At 66.0% G+C, this 15,307-nt stretch carries 9 protein-coding genes; all 9 read left to right on the forward strand.

The genetic code is table 11. The features are described from left to right. Positions 1 to 37: 37 nt before the first annotated feature. Positions 38 to 1,138: a hypothetical protein gene (locus AC5Y6Y_RS00920; protein WP_499928970.1), complete on the forward strand. Its 1,101-nt coding sequence runs from the start codon at positions 38 to 40 to the stop codon at positions 1,136 to 1,138. Then, positions 1,135 to 2,322 carry an HpcH/HpaI aldolase/citrate lyase family protein gene (locus AC5Y6Y_RS00925; RefSeq protein WP_499928972.1) on the forward strand — a complete coding sequence of 396 codons (1,188 nt, stop codon included), beginning with the start codon at positions 1,135 to 1,137 and terminating at the stop codon, positions 2,320 to 2,322. The genes AC5Y6Y_RS00920 and AC5Y6Y_RS00925 overlap by 4 nt, the downstream gene beginning before the upstream one ends. Then, positions 2,319 to 3,590 (forward strand): phosphoribosyltransferase family protein, encoded by a 1,272-nt coding sequence (locus tag AC5Y6Y_RS00930; RefSeq protein ID WP_499928974.1) that lies wholly within the window; start codon positions 2,319 to 2,321, stop codon positions 3,588 to 3,590. The genes AC5Y6Y_RS00925 and AC5Y6Y_RS00930 overlap by 4 nt, the downstream gene beginning before the upstream one ends. Beyond that, on the forward strand, positions 3,587 to 4,696 hold the full coding sequence (locus AC5Y6Y_RS00935; RefSeq protein WP_499928976.1) for a cysteine protease StiP family protein: 1,110 nt from the start codon (positions 3,587 to 3,589) through the stop codon (positions 4,694 to 4,696). Before AC5Y6Y_RS00930 ends, AC5Y6Y_RS00935 begins: the two co-directional genes overlap by 4 nt. Next, on the forward strand, positions 4,693 to 5,496 hold the full coding sequence (locus tag AC5Y6Y_RS00940; protein ID WP_499928978.1) for an HAD family hydrolase: 804 nt from the start codon (positions 4,693 to 4,695) through the stop codon (positions 5,494 to 5,496). Before AC5Y6Y_RS00935 ends, AC5Y6Y_RS00940 begins: the two co-directional genes overlap by 4 nt. Before the next feature lie 167 nt (positions 5,497 to 5,663). Continuing rightward, positions 5,664 to 6,095 carry a hypothetical protein gene (locus AC5Y6Y_RS00945; protein ID WP_499928980.1) on the forward strand — a complete coding sequence of 144 codons (432 nt, stop codon included), beginning with the start codon at positions 5,664 to 5,666 and terminating at the stop codon, positions 6,093 to 6,095. Next, complete coding sequence (locus tag AC5Y6Y_RS00950; RefSeq protein ID WP_499928981.1) at positions 6,092 to 8,959, forward strand: vWA domain-containing protein; 2,868 nt, start codon at positions 6,092 to 6,094, stop codon at positions 8,957 to 8,959. Before AC5Y6Y_RS00945 ends, AC5Y6Y_RS00950 begins: the two co-directional genes overlap by 4 nt. 67 nt (positions 8,960 to 9,026) lie before the next feature. Beyond that, complete coding sequence (locus tag AC5Y6Y_RS00955) at positions 9,027 to 12,605, forward strand: tubulin-like doman-containing protein (protein ID WP_499928983.1); 3,579 nt, start codon at positions 9,027 to 9,029, stop codon at positions 12,603 to 12,605. 1 nt (position 12,606) lies between these two features. Then, on the forward strand, positions 12,607 to 15,306 hold the full coding sequence (locus AC5Y6Y_RS00960; protein ID WP_499928985.1) for a hypothetical protein: 2,700 nt from the start codon (positions 12,607 to 12,609) through the stop codon (positions 15,304 to 15,306). The last annotated feature ends 1 nt before the right edge of the window (position 15,307 follow it).

The raw sequence follows: 15,307 nt of genomic DNA on the forward strand, positions 1-15,307 counted from the left end.
AGCATCGTTTCTGGACCTGGAAAACCGCCGGAACGTGGTGGAATCCCTGTTTGAGGCCGCCGCGGCGGTCGAGCCGCAGCCCTCCCTCGAACCGCAGTTCGACGCCGTCCGCGCGGCGTGTTACGACGCTACCGCTGCCTACCTGTCCGCAACCGGATCGGACAGCGACGGGCTTGGCGCCTCCCGGAAGCCGTACCAGCTGACCGGGGCTACCGAATGGGCGCAGCAACTTATCGATTCGGCGCGGCACGGCCTGGATCAGTTCCATGAACGACACCGCGCGACGATGGACGCGGTGGCCGCTCGCGGCGTTGCTGCGCAAGCCGAGGCTGCTGCGGCGACCACCGAAGCCGATGGTGTCGCGCAGCGGTTGGCGCAGACCGCGCCTGCATTACGGGCCTACCCGTCCGTGCACCGCGCGGGTGAGGAATTGACCGCGGCATACGACAACCTGCAGTCGGTCCGTGCGCAGCGCAACGTGGCGTCGCTGGCCGGTGCCAGCCGCCGACTCAGGGCCGCCGTCCGGGCGGTTTCTGAGGCTCTCGACGCGGCGCCCCAGCTCGACGAACGGGCACAACAGACGGTCGCCTCGTTGCGCACCCGGCTGGATGCGTTGCGCAACCGGGTGGACAGTGTCGACGCCAACCGGTCAGCGCTGCTGCGGGAATTTCACGCCAACAGTTCGAAGGATCTGCTCGACAACGGCCCGGCGAGTCAGAAGCATCTCGAACGCGCCGACGAACTGCTGGCGCGCGCCGTCGCCGTTCAGCGCGAGCGCCAACCGGAAGCGGTGCTGGACCTGGCAACCCAGGCGCGCGCCGAGCTGTCCGCAGCCGAAGAACGCATCGATGCCGTCGCCGACCGGCTTGTCATGCTCCGCGAGCTGCGCAAGGATCCGGCTAGCAAAGAAAAAGAGGTGCGTTTCCGGCTGCGGGACGCCCAACGGTTAGCGGTCGACCGCGGCGCCGCCAAGGAATGGGGTACGGCGTTGGACGCCCAGGCCACCCGCATCGACCTGCTGGTCGAGGGTCTCGGTGTCCCGCACCCGGACTACTGGGGCTATTACCGCGGGATGGAGGACGTATCGAAGTTCATCACCACGATCGTCAACCGGATCCGGCAGGGAGCGGCGAAGTGAGGCACCCGTCGTCGGCGACGGCGATTCGACATTTCCACCATCTGGCGCCAGCCGAACAGGAACGGCTGTTCATCCGCCCTCCGGAGGTGCTGGCCGTCGACGGCGACCGTGAGCTGCTTGCCGTCGGGTTGGGAGCCACCCTGTACATCCCCGCTGACCGGGCCGAACTCGCGGCGACCGTCGCCAGGCGTGCCGCCGAGGGGGTGTGCTCGATGGTCTTCGACCTCGAGGACGCCGTCGACGAGGGTGCGGCAAGTGGTGCACTGAGCAACGTCGTCGGCGTCCTTGATGAGCTTGCCGTGACCGCAGATGCGACGCAGGCAATGCTTTTCGTGCGGGTCCGTAGCGTGGAATGCATTTCCCGCATCGCAGAGGCATTGGCCGACGGACGGGATGTGTTGACCGGATTCGTGATCCCGAAGTTCTGCGCGGCAACTGGCGAGCGGTTTCTGCAAGAGATCACCAACGCCGGCCGAACCCTCGGCAGACACCTGTATGGCATGCCGGTGCTGGAGTCGGCGGAGTTGGCTTTCCGCGAAACCCGCGGCAGTGAGTTGACGGCTATAGCCGAGGTCCTTGCCGGGCACCGGGATTCAGTGTTGGCTCTGCGCATCGGTGCGACCGACATGTGCGGGCTGTTCGGGATCAGGCGCGACCGCGACCTCACGATTTATGACGTGCGGGTGATCGCGGACGCGATCAGTGACATCGTGAACTACTTCGGTCGTGCGGACGGTACCGGATACGTGATCACCGGTCCGGTATGGGAGTACTTCGCCGATCACGAGCGATTGTTCCGGCCGATGCTGCGGACGACGCCGTTTGCTGAGCACGACGCGGTGCGGTTCCGTGATCAGTTGGTGAGCCGCGACTTTGATGCCCTGCTGCGCGAATTGAGCCTCGACCGAGCCAACGGCCTGCACGGCAAGACCGTCATCCACCCCTCGCATGTGCCTGCTGTGCACGCACTGGCCGTGGTGACTCACGAGGAATACCGCGACGCCCTGGACGTTGCCGAGGCCGAGGTGAGTGGAGTGCGCCGCTCGGAATACCGGAACAAGATGAATGAGCCACGGCCGCACCGTATTTGGGCCGACCAAGTGCTACGCCGTGCTCGCGTCTTTGGTGTCACGCGGCAGGGCGTGTCCTTCGTCGACCTGCTCACGGTGCTTGCTGGACGATGACCCGATCGCATTGGGCAACAAACTCGTTCGGTTTCGCGGTCCTGGACAGCGATGGGACCGATCCGGTCTCGGTGACTGATCTGGTGTTGCCCGGACTGCGCCGCAACCCACGCCGTGCCCACTTGCTGGTCTCGACCGTGCTGGGTAAGCACATCGCTGCGTCGCCGGCCTCGGTGATCGGGGCGGGGCACCGGCTCGGCGACCGCATCCGTGATGGCATCGACGGTGAACTCGACGTGCTCGGAATGGCGGAAACCGCGACAGGATTAGGGCATTGCGTCGCCGATCGCGTCGACGCCGCCGTCTATATCCACACGACCCGGCGACCCGCGGCGCCGGAGCTGATCTATGCCGGGTTCCAGGAGGGGCACTCCCACGCCACGGATCACACGCTGCAACCCAGCACCGGCGACCTGCTCGAACAGCGACGGACCTTGGTCATCGTGGACGACGAAATCTCTACCGGTAGCACGGCGTTGGCCGCCATCTGCGCTCTGCAGCGTCGAGCACCCCGATCGCGTTACGTGGTGGCCTCCCTGGTGGATGTCCGCGAGCCGCACCACGAACACGCGGTGCAGCGCACCGCCGCGGAACTCGGTGTGCAGATTGATCACGTGAGCCTCGCCAGAGGGCGGGTCACTCTGCCGGACAGCATGGTTGACGACGTGAATGCGTTGCCGTCGCCAACGCTCAATGCCGCGTTCGGTGCTCGCGCCGGCTCCGCCCGCCGGATCGAGGTGGCCTGGCCCGACTCGATCCCGGAAGGAGGCCGACACTGCTTCACCCGGGCGGACCGCCCGGGGCTGGACCGTGCCTTAGAGCATGCGGTGGCCCAGGTGGCTGACGGGTTGGACGCCGGTCGCCCGGTGTTGGTGGTGGGTCACGAGGAGTTCATGTACCTGCCGCTGCGGGTGGCAGACGGGCTCGCGGGTGCGGGGCTTGCCGTGCGCTACCAGTCCAGTACGCGGTCGCCGGCCTACGTGCGCGATGTGCCGGGCTATCCGCTGCGCCGCGGATACCAATTCAGTGCGTGTGAGCCAGGCGACGACGCGCCCCGGTTCCTCTACAACGGGTGGGCTCCCGAGGAATCGGGTGGTGAAACCCAGCTGGTCCTGATGGTGGACTCTGGCGCCGACACGCTGCGCCTCAACGAATCTGGCGGCATCGTCGATGTCTTGACCACAGCAGGCTACGACATGCTGGTGGCAGCGGTGCACGGACCGGACGTGGCCGGACTGGCCGTCGCGCGTTGCGGTGCGCACTCGTGAAGCCGCTGCGCGGGCCGGCTTTCGGGTCCTACACCGCCGAAGAGGTGAGCTGGCTGCTCACCGACCTGTCCGAGGTTGCGCTGGAGGCGGACACCCTCGAACGGGAGCGGGAGATCCAAAGCGGCCGCGCGCATTACGCCGAATCCCTGCCCATCGAGTACCAGCCCGACCACGACTACCGCGAGCTGTTCACCACCGTCTTGGCGGAGAGCGCGAGACGGCTTGCCGTCGCCGTCGGCGTGGTCACTGAGTTGGTACTGGCCGAGCGCGGCCGCGACGTGGTCCTCGTATCGCTGGCCCGGGCCGGCACGCCGATCGGAATCCTCATGCGGCGCTGGGTGCTGCGCCGGCACGCCAATGCCGTTCCGCACTATGCAATTTCGATCGTCCGGGATCGGGGGATCGACACGGTGGCATTGGATTACCTTGCCGCTCAACATGCTCCGGAGACGGTCGTGTTCGTCGACGGTTGGACTGGGAAAGGTGTCATCACCCGCGAACTCAGCGCCGCCTTGACGGAGTATCACCGGGTGACCGGCATCAGGTTCAACGATGACCTGGCCGTGCTGGCCGACCCCGGGCACTGTGTGCGCACCTACGGAACTCGTGACGATTTTCTGATCGCATCGGCCTGCCTGAATTCGACCGTCTCGGGTCTGGTCTCCCGTACCGTGCTCAACCCCCACCTGCTGGCCCCGGGGGAGTTTCACGGCGCCAAGTTCTATCGTGAGCTGGCCGCCGACGATCAGTCCGCGACCTTCCTCGACGCAGTGTCGGTGCACTTCGAGGACATCGCCGAGGACGTCCGGCAGGGCGTGGCAGCGGTCCGCGGCAGCGACCGGGCGCCGACCTGGTCGGGGTGGGCGACAGTCGAGCGGATACAGCGCGAATACGGCATCGCCACCACCAACTTCGTCAAGCCTGGCATCGGCGAGACGACGCGCGTCCTGCTCCGGCGGGTGCCGTGGCGAATTGTGCTGCGCGACAACGACGATCCTGCCCATCGCCATATCCGGATGCTGGCGCAGGCCCGCAATGTGCCGACCGTGCACGATCCCGACCTGGCCTTTGCGTGCGTCGGCTTGATCAAGGACATCACCGCATGACCGCGCTGATCGCCTGCGACCTGGACCGCACCCTGATCTACTCGCAGCGCCACTTCGGTAGCGAGGACCGCACCTGTGTGGAGATCTACAACGGATCGCCGGTGTCTTTCATGACTACCGAGGCGGAGGCCGGGCTGCGGGCACTGGCCGCTCGGGTGACGGTGCTGCCCGCCACCACCCGCACCGTTGTCCAATACCAGCGAATAAAACTGCCGGGCGGCCCTTTTCGTTATGCGGTGACGAGCAACGGTGGCAACATCCTGGTTGACTCGGTGGCCGACGCCGAATGGAGCAAGAAGATGGCCGCCCGGATCAGCGGTGGCGGGCCGCCGTTGACGGACATCGTCGCCGCGTTGAAGGCACGCATCAGCGATGACTGGGTGCTCAATTTACGCGTGGCCGAGAATCTCTTCTGCTACCTCGTGGTCGACGAGGCCTCGATGCCGGCCAATTTCCTGGACGACTGGGCGGGTTGGTGCGGGGACCGCGGCTGGGCGGTGTCCCGGCAGGGCCGCAAGATCTATGCGGTGCCCGAGAGCTTGCGCAAGTCGCATGCTGTCGCGGAAGTACGCCGACGCCTGGTCGAGGAGGGCGCACTGCCGGAAACGGCACCGGTGCTGGCGGCCGGCGACGGCGCATTGGACGCCGATTTACTTAGCTACGCTGACAAGTCCATCCGCCCGGCGCACGGCGAGTTGCACGCCCTCAACTGGCATTCGCCGCGCACGGTGGTGACCGCGTCCAGCGGTGCCGGCGCAGCCGTCGAGATTCTGACCTGGCTGGCTGAACAGGCGCGCTGACCCGGCGTGACCAGCGGTTCTGTGCGATATACGCACTGCGAACCAGAGTTGTCAGACCATCGGACGACAATTTGCCGCATCACTGTCGAGGCGATTGCGCCTATGACAGGATAGGCGCAGGATCGAGGGCCGCCAGACCTTGCGAGGGAGGCCAGGGGGAGTGTGCTGTGGGCTCACCGTATAACCCGTTCGATTCCGGTGCCGCGACCAATGTCGGTGGGCCGGGGCCGGGCGGTCAGCCGAATCAGGGCGGATACGGGGCCTTCGGCGCAGCAACCTCCGGCAGTGCAGCGCCGCTGCCCATCGCCAAGCCACCGGCCGGTCTGCTCGCGATCGGGGCTGGGATCGCTGTGCTCGGTGTGGTGCTGGCGGCGGTGTTCCGGGGTAGCGAGGTTGCGTTGCTGGGGTGGCTGCTGGCCGGGCCCGTCGCTGTCGGTGTGCTGGCGTTCTACGCCGCCCGCGACACGGCCCGGCGCGCTGAACCGGTATATCTGCGTCCGGACTGGCTGTCGATGGCCTACGCTGCAGTGGCCGCGCTAGTGGTGATCGGCATCGTGGTGTCCTCGCTGAGCGTCGCCTACTGGGCAGGTCAGCTGTGAGTCGGATTCGCAACTGCGTGCTTGCGCTGGCGCTGGTGCTGCTCCCGGTACTGCTCGCCGCACCGAGCGTGGCCAAGGACGGCGGTTCCGGGGCCGACTGGTTCGGGGGCTGCCTGGCGGCGCAGAAGTCCGGGCAGTTGCTGCTCATGATCGACGAGTCCGGCAGCTTGACGGCGACAGACCCGCAGAACAACCGTGTCACCGCTGCAAAGTATCTGGCGCGCAAGCTCTCTCAGTTCTCTGCCGATTCGGGGATCAGTCTGGAGATTGCGGTCGCCGGATTCTCCGATGACTACCACCCGGCACTGGGGTGGGCCAAGCTGGATGCGGCGAGCCTGCCGGGCGTGGAGGCCGGCATCGATGCGTTCAAAGACCGCAATAAGGGGCCGGACACCGACTACTGGCTGGCGCTCGACGGTGCCCGTTCCGCGCTGGAAAAAGCTGCAAAACCGGGCGAGGGCGAAAAGTGCCAGGCGTTGGCCTGGTTCACCGACGGCAAGCTGGATTACAGCCAGCGCAATGCCAGCAAACCCTACGCCCCCAACGAGAATTTGAATTCCAAGGCCGGGATCGACGCCACGATCAGAGCCGCGCAACAGAGCATCTGCCGCGACGGCGGCCTGGCCGATCAACTTCGCTCGTCCGGCATCGTCACCCTCGCAATTGGCCTGTCGGCCGATGGCGGACAGGCATCGGACTTCGACCTGCTCGAGGCGATCGCGACCGGTCAGCCGACGGAAACGGTGCCATCCTGCGGGGCGATTCGCAGCCCCGTTCCCGGCGATTTCTATCCGGTACAGAACATTGACGACCTGCTGTTCGTGTTCGACAAGCTCAGCACCCCGGGGCAACCGCCTATCGAGATCAACACCGGGGTCTGCGCACGGACGATCTGTGAGGACGCCAAACATTGGTTCGTGCTGGACCGATCGGTGCGCAGCGTCAGCGTGCTGGCCGCGGCGACCCGCGAGGGTCTCGTTGCTTACTTGGTGTCGCCGAACGGCGCCCCGACGGAACTGAAGGGCGGGCCCGCCACGGTCGACGTCGGTGGCGTCAAAATCGACTACCGACCCGAGAGCGGCAAGGCGGTGTCATTCCGTATGTCGAATTCCCAAGCGCCGCAATGGCAGGGTGCCTGGGCGCTGGTGTTCGTCGATCCGAATGGTGATGGCGGGGGCAACACCCGGTCCAGCATCCACATCTCCGGTGACCTCTACCCGGCGTGGCCCGCCGCAGGCAAGACGACCCTGCACAGCGGGGACAAGAATGTTCCCCTGACGTTCGGTCTGGTCGACGGCCACCAGACATCCGTGGACCCCGCCACCCTGCCCGGCAAGGCCACCATGTCTGCGGTGCTGGTGGATGTGAAGGGTGCCGAACACCCTGTCGCGGTGAATATTCCGAAGGACCGGATCAACTCGCCGGTGTCGGTCGACCTTTCGCAGGTTCCGCCCGGCGCGGCGAGCCTGCAGCTGAAATTGGATGTCACCACTGCCGATGCGACCCTGCCTGACGGGATGGTCAAACCCGGCACGCAGCTGGCGACGCAACGGGTCGACCTGTCCATCACCGTCGATCCCCCGGTCGGGTATCCCAAGATCGGTGACCGTATCAACTTCGGTTCGCTGGAAGGTGACGGCACCTTTGCGGGGAAACTAGCCGTAACCGGACCGGGGTGCGCGTGGCTGGCCGCCGACGGTACCACCGTGCGCGCCGCCCCGGACGGGGTCGGGAAGGTGACCCTGCAGTCGCCGGCGAACTCCGCGGCCAACTGCGTGAGACCCGGTGACAACAAACAAGAATCGCTACCCCTCGAGCTCACGATTCCGGCCAGGGCCAACGGGGTGGTAAACGGCACCGTCAAAGTGATGGTCGCCCCGGCCGAAGGCAGTCGAGAACCGGTCGCCGTCGAGGTGCCGTTCACCGCGTCCTTGCACAAGCCGCTGAACGTGGCACATTTCGGCACGGCATTCGTCCTGGCGCTGATACTGGGCCCTGGAATACCCCTGCTGCTGCTGTACCTGTCGAAGTGGCTCATTACCCGAATTCCTGCCAAAGCGCTACGCGCCCAGCAGATTCCAGTTCGAGTGTCCGGCGGTTCGGTGCTGCGGGACGGTGGTCCCCTCGCGGTCCGCGACGGTGAGCTGGTCAGTCTAGTTCAGGGACTCGGCACACCGGCGCGCCGTTTGGACCTCGGTGGCATCACTTTGCGTACCCGGATCGGATTATCCCCGTTCGGTGCGGGATTCGTCGTAGCGTCCGCGCCCGGACGTGCCGGCGCCGGCGGGAAATCGGGAGCCACGCACGGCAAGACTCCGGATGCGAAACTGCCGCTGGCCGTGCACAACACATGGTTCGTGCTACGTGATCCCGCCGGTCCGCCGGACCTGGCGACCGTGGTCCTGCTGGTCGGTGGTGACGCGGGTGCCCAAGTGATCGACCGGCTAATCACCGAGGTCAACTCGTCATTGCCGCGAGTTCTGACCGACCTGGTCGCCCGCACCAAGTCGGCCACCGCGCCACCCCCTTCGCCGTCGGGTGACAATCCCTTCGGGGGTAGCGGGTCGCCGACGGTGGGGGCGGGTAGCAATCCCTTCGCTTCCGGCGGTGCGACACCGTACGGCCCGCCCTCCTCGACACCGGGCGGCGCGCCCTTCGGCCCGAGCGGTTCCCCGCGCGGCAATCCGTTTCCGTCCGGCCCTTCGCAACCAGGGCGCGGCAGCCCATTCGGCCCAGGGTCGCGGGGCCCCGGGCCGAGTAATCCGTTCGGGCCCAGTGCTTCTCCCGATCCGTTCGGTCCCAGCAGCACCCCACCGCCAGCTTCCCCGCCTTCCGGCGGTGACCCGACCAACCCGTTCAGATAACCGGCCACAACGCCTGTGGCGGCGCACCCAGAATCTGGCTGCGCGACAGTAGGAGGATTAGCACCGAATGCGCAAGTTCCTGGTCGTCGGATGCGGCGGTTCCGGTGGCGCCACGCTGGCCTACATGATGGATCAACTGCACTCCGACCTCGCCGAATACGGCATCGGGCGTATCCCGCAGGGGTGGCAGTTCGTCCACCTCGACGTGCCCACCGCCCCGACACCCGTGCGCAATATCGGCACCGTGCGTGACCAGGGCGGCACCTACGTCGGGACTGGGCCGCAAAGCGACAGCTACCGGGTTCTCGACGGTGCGTTGTCGCAGCAGTTGGTCGGCAAACAGGCGCTGGACACCGTCGCCACCTGGGCACCTCGCGACCCCGAGGCGGTGCATGTGCCGCTGAGCACCGGGGCCGGCCAGTATCGCGCTCTGGGCCGGATCATCACGCTCAGCCAGGTTGGCCGGGTTCGTGACGAACTGCAACGTGCCTGGGACAAATTGTTTCTGAATTCGACCGATTCCGAGATGCGGGCTCTTTCTGTCCCCGGTGCGGGTGCGTTCGATCCCAACAATCAGCCCATCGTGCTCGTGGTGTCGTCGATGGCTGGCGGTGCCGGCGCCTCGATGGCGCTGGACATCTGTCGGGTCCTAACCATGGTGTCGGGGCTCGATCCCCGGTTGATGGGCGTATTCATGGTCGCCCCAGACATTTTCGGTAGTTTGCCCGACGCGGCGGTCACCGGCGTGCGGGCCAACGCGCTGGCCATGCTCGGTGAGATCGTAGCCAGTCAGATCGGCTCCGCCCGCGAGCACGACGTCGCGTTGCTGCGCGCGCTGGGACTCGAGCACGGCGAAGGTGAACTGATCCCGTTCGCCCGGGTCTTCCCGGTCGGGCGGCATGTCGGTGCGCAACGCACCGTATTCGGTGACGGCTCACCCGATGCCGTGTATCGCGGGTTGGGGCGCGGGTTGTCCGCACTGATGCTGTCCGGACAGGCCACCCAGCAATTCGTCGAGTGGGACCTGACCAACGGGGCCGGGGTAGCCGGCAACCGGCACTATCTCGGTTGGGGCAACCAGCAATGGGATAATTTGCCTTGGGGCGCTTTCGGTTTCGCCAGCCTCAGTATGGGCCGCGATCGCTATAAGGAGTACGCCGCTCAGCGTCTGGCGCGCAGCAGCGTGGACCAGTTGCTGCGCGGACATTTACAACCCGACAATTTGGCCTCCGACGAGGAGCAGGTCAACGCGATATTAGACAACCAGTGGCCCAACATTTGCGCACAGCTGGGGCTACCCCCGGCTGGAGCAGGCACTGTCGCGGCCTGGCTGATGAGCACAGTGTTGCAGCGCCACGATGCCGGCCAACAGGCGACTTCCATCGTCAACGGATCAGTGCGTCGATACATCGACCCGAGCAGCGGTGTGCCTGCCACGCAGTGGACCGACCAGGTGCGCCGAGCGCTCGCCGAGGGTCGGGACCACCTGCTGTACGGCGCGCAGCACGTCGCCGAACTTGCCGCATTTCGGTGGCAGGGACAGTTCGTGGCGCGGTTGGAGCATGCGACGGTGGCGGCCCTGGGCGACAAGGGCTTGCCGTATGCAACCGGCCTTGTCAAAAGGGTCCGCCGGCACCTTCAAGATGTCGTCGTCCCCAGCGGCGCCGATCTGCTGCGGCACGCACCGGGGGCCCGCCTCGGTGAACCCGCGGAAGACGCCAAACCCGTCCTGGCGGCCTTGAAGGGAACCGTGGCGAACACCGCGGAGGTACTGGAGCGCGTGCTGAGCGGCACCGCGCACCAAGTGCAAACGCAGATCTATGCGCAACTTGCCGACCAGATCGGCAGGGCGGCCGCTGCACTGGCACCCGAGGTGATCGATCAGCTGCTGTCCGCAATGGATGAAGCACAGACGTTGCTGCGCCGCACGGTCGCCGAACCGGCCCGCGAACGCGGGCTGGCCTACCTGCAGACCGACGAGTACGCGGCGTGGCCCTCGGAGGCCGACGATGCCGTCGCCGTCCGGTTCTCCGAGGCCGACAACGAAGTGATGCTGACCAGCTCCGCGCAGTTCAAGCAGCGATACGAAAGCGATCTGCCACAATCGGTCGGCACCGATGTCGGTGGCCGCCGCGGTTTCGACGACGGCGTTCGACGCGCCGTCTTCTACGTCATCACCGGCAGCTGGACGACGGTGGGCGGCACCCGCGCGCCCGCCGACGACCAGCCAACGGTCGAACGCATGGCGGCCTGGCGCTCGAGTGTGTTTCCCCGCGACCCCGAGACGGGTGAATCGCTGATCGCACTGCGTGCGCGCTACGACGTTCACACCCGACCGCACGAATTACTGGACCGGGCAAGGAAATTCGTCTCACGCACCGGCGAGTCGTTCGACCGCTTCTGCTCGGTGTCATTGCGCGAGTTCGTACTCGGTGCCGACAACCCGCCGGAATCGGAGATGGCCGACCGCCAGCGCGATATCGTCGGCAAATTCGTAGAAACACTCATGCTCGCCCGCCCGTTGGCCAGTGTCAATGAGAAGGCGATGCAGGCAATCCATGGTGCCGCTCAAATGGAATACCAGTACAAGTTCTCGGCGATCCCGTTCAAGGGAAATCATGTCGCCGATAACTTGGCGGCTGCGCTGCGCGAACAGCCGCGTATCGACAAGTCCAGCTCCGACGCGCTGGATCGTGTTCTCAACGACGAAGGAAAGCTCAAGCGCGTCAACATATTCGGGTCGTACCCGAACTACTCCCCGCTGGCCTACACCGCGGTGGTCGAGGAGGCGTCCAAGCAGTGGTTGGCCGCCTCGCCGTCGCAGCGCAAGGCGTTCTGGACCATGCGGCGTGCCCGGCCGCTGCCCGCGGCGCTGCCGATGCATCCCGCGGAGCGGCAGGCTTGCGTCGCTGGGTGGACCCTGGGCCGCGCGATCGGCTTCATCCATGTGCCCGGGGAGCCCTATACCCAACCGGCGCAGGTGTGGAGCACCGAGGAGCGCCGCTGGCTGCAATTCCCTAACCCGCTGCTGACGCCGCCGTCGGACTTCAAGGCTCCATATGACTGGCTGCCAGCCATCCTCGAGTCTTTCCTGCTGGCAATCGCGCAATGCCATCAACCGCCGGTGATGTCGTCGTTGGCGCCGTACGTCGCCCTTCGGCGGATATATGACGAGTCCCCTGAAGATCCCGTAGCCGGTATTCATTCGCTGGCCGCCAAGAAACACCTGACTCAGTTTCTTCGGACCGGTGTCACCAGCACCGGGGTGGAGTCAGTGGTTCTAGGTACCGGGCCGGAGGTCAGCGTCGATGAGCGTGCGCAACGCGTCGCTGACTATTTCCGGGAATTCCATGAATTCACCGGCCACCACTACATGGCGCCCGGTCAGTGCCTGGAGCCGGGCAGCCCCGGTGCCGCGGGAGGTGGTTCCTTCTCGATGATCACTGTGCGCGAGCAGGCGGCGACGACACCGATCTTCCGGGACCTGGCGCCAGATGTCTTCGTCGCCACCCAGCGACTCATCGACATCGTCCCCGAATGCGCCGCTGCGGCAACGAAACCCGAGACGCCGGCTTACGGTACCACCCAGCCGCCGTCGGGACCGGGTGGCAACGTGTATGAGATCCCTTCCGGAGGTAATTTCTGAGATGCCTGCAGCTACCGTTGTGCTCGCGCCGACCGGCGTTGCCGACGGCGTCCTCGCGGTCCTTGCCGATCTTTCCGCAGCCGGGCTGATCGATCCGTTCTTCTGGATCACCAACCCGAGCGACAACACACCGCCGCAGTCGTTGACCTGGGTCGAGGGTGGCCGCAGTACCGAAGTGAGCCTGCAGCAGGTTGTCACCGCGCACAACATCTCCGTGGTCCGGGTGTGTGTGATCGTGCCGCTGGTGGGATCGCAAACCCCGCTGACGCTGGGTCAGGAACGCTATGTTGCCGATCTGCTCGCCTCGTCTGTCGTTGGCGCACAAACGGTTCGGGTGCGGATTCTGCTGGCGCGTCCCGGTGCAGTGGTGCCCTCCGGAGTGCGGGTTGCCGTCGACGGCTGGCACAACCTGCTGATCGCGCCGGAAGACCGACCCGGTCCCGGCGTTGGGCATATCCCGCTGCCCGCCGACGACAGCCCTGCCGAGATCGGACGTCACGCCGCACCCGTTCTTGCAGGCGCCCTCGGACTATGGCGCGAACTCGACCATGCGCCGCTGGACCGTGCGCCGGTGATGCCCGGCGAGGTGGTGCGTCTGACACGATCCTTCTACCGGAAAATCGATACCGGGCAGACCGAATCGGTGTTGCGTCATCAGCTATTGGCGCACAACGGGACCTTGCCGCTACCCAGCGACCAACGCGCGCAGGTGATTTACGTGACCGACGTCGCCCTGGCCGCGACGAGTATGGCCGACAGGTTCTGGCATAAACATGCGGCCGTACTCAAAGGCCCGCGCCGCAGCTACGAACGTGCTCCCGCTGCGGAGAAGATCGGGCTGGGTGCCGCGTTGAAGATGTTCTTCGGATTCATGTGGGCGGCAATCAAGAATGCGCCCGCAGCCTGGTATGCGGCCATGATCAACAGTGTTTCCGCCGGTATCGCCGCCACCGTGAATCGCACGGTATTCGGTGGCGTTGACTCCGCCTACGAAGTCGTGGTCAATGGCCGCACCGCGCGTGGTCAACGCGCCGAGTGGTCCGACATCGCCGCTGCATCAAGTCAACTCAGCGGAGTACTGGCGGGGCAGTCCGCCGGAGCGCAACACAGCGCGCGCGCCGACCTGTCAGCGGTCTGGCAGGACTACAGCCGCGCCGCGATGACGCTGGCCGATGCCGGCGCGCGCAGCGCCGAACTGCCGCCGGTACAGATCGGCGTGAACAGGGCGATCATCGGCAAGGCAGCCGAAATCGTCCCCGGCCCCGCCGAAAGATTCAACGACCTCCCCGGCGCCATCTCGGCCAGTGTTCAGGTCGACAGCATCGACGCCACGGACCTGCTGGGCCTGATGAGTCTGCGGCACAAGCTCAATGACCTCGAGCGGGCCCCCGACCAGGGACTGCAGGCCCGGGAAACCCGTAACAACCTGGAATCGTGGCAGCGCCAACACGCCGGGAGTTTCGGCGTAGCCGTCGGACGCCGCTTGGCCGATGCCTTTGCCGCTGTCTACAGCGAGGTTCAGGCGCTCCTGCAAAAGCTCAACAATGCAACCGAATTGCCGCCGGAGCCCGACGCGAGCAACAAGAAGCTGGCCCGGTGGATCCAGTTCACCTTGATTTTGATGCTGGTCGTCACTGCGCTCGTCACCTACCTGACGGTGACCGGCCATCTGAAATGGTGGTATGCCTTGGCAATCGCGTTGGCCACCTACCTGATCAGCTTGATGCTGTGTGTCCGGGCATTTGTCCGTAACCAGCAGGAACTGTTCCACCTGCTGAACAAGCGCAGGGCCGTGCTCAACGAACGGGCGGTCGACGACGAGAACATGCGCGCCGCCCTACGAGACCTCAACCGGCTCTCCCAGGGGTACGGCGAATTCTTGGCGTGGAGTCGCGCGTTGGGGACCTTTCTGGCGGCACCGCTCGGACCCGACCAACAGCGCAGTCGCGAGACGTTGCGGGTGTCCTGGGGACTCCCGCTGTCCACCGCGGTGGGATACGCAACGCCTGCCGACGGCGATGTCGCCACGACGGCCGGCTATCTACGTCGCGACCTGTTCAATCTCGGCTGGCTCAGCGGAGCCTGGGAACACCTTGTTCTGTCAGCCCTTCCGCCGCAGCCGGGAGACCGGAAGGCGACCGCGGACAGTTCAGCGCTGTGGGTGTACCCGGGTCGGGGAAGTGGTTCGGTGCTGGACAACTGGTCGACAGCGCTGTTCACCGGATCAGTGACCTCCACCGGCGCCGACGTAACCTGGCGCCGCGCCCTGCACAATCTGACCGGATCGCTGGGACAACTGATCGACACGCTGGTCAGTCGCGTGGAGCAACCCGGTGGACCGACTGTGCCCCGAGCGGAATTCCTCGCCGAGATCGACCGGCCGGCGCCACCGGCGAACACCTTCCGGTTCGACTCGTCCATGCTCACCGACGTCGCGATTACGAACGGTTCGGGTGCGGTGGTAGAGGACTCACGCGCCGCGAACCTCGCGGGGATCGGAAAAGTCTGCGTGGCAACACAATTCAGTGATGCCATTCCGGTTGACCACATCAGACTCGGGGTGAATGCGGTCGCGCACGCCGGCTGGGACGAACCGATACCCGCGCCGCCGGGCCCGTCAGCGCCGTGGCGGGGTACCGGCGTGCCTGAGCCCAGCCAGGGTTACGTCCCACCCGAGCCCGGGAGAGGGTTCAAGTTCTGAG

The sequence above is a fragment of the Mycobacterium sp. NGS24 genome (genome assembly GCF_059813065.1).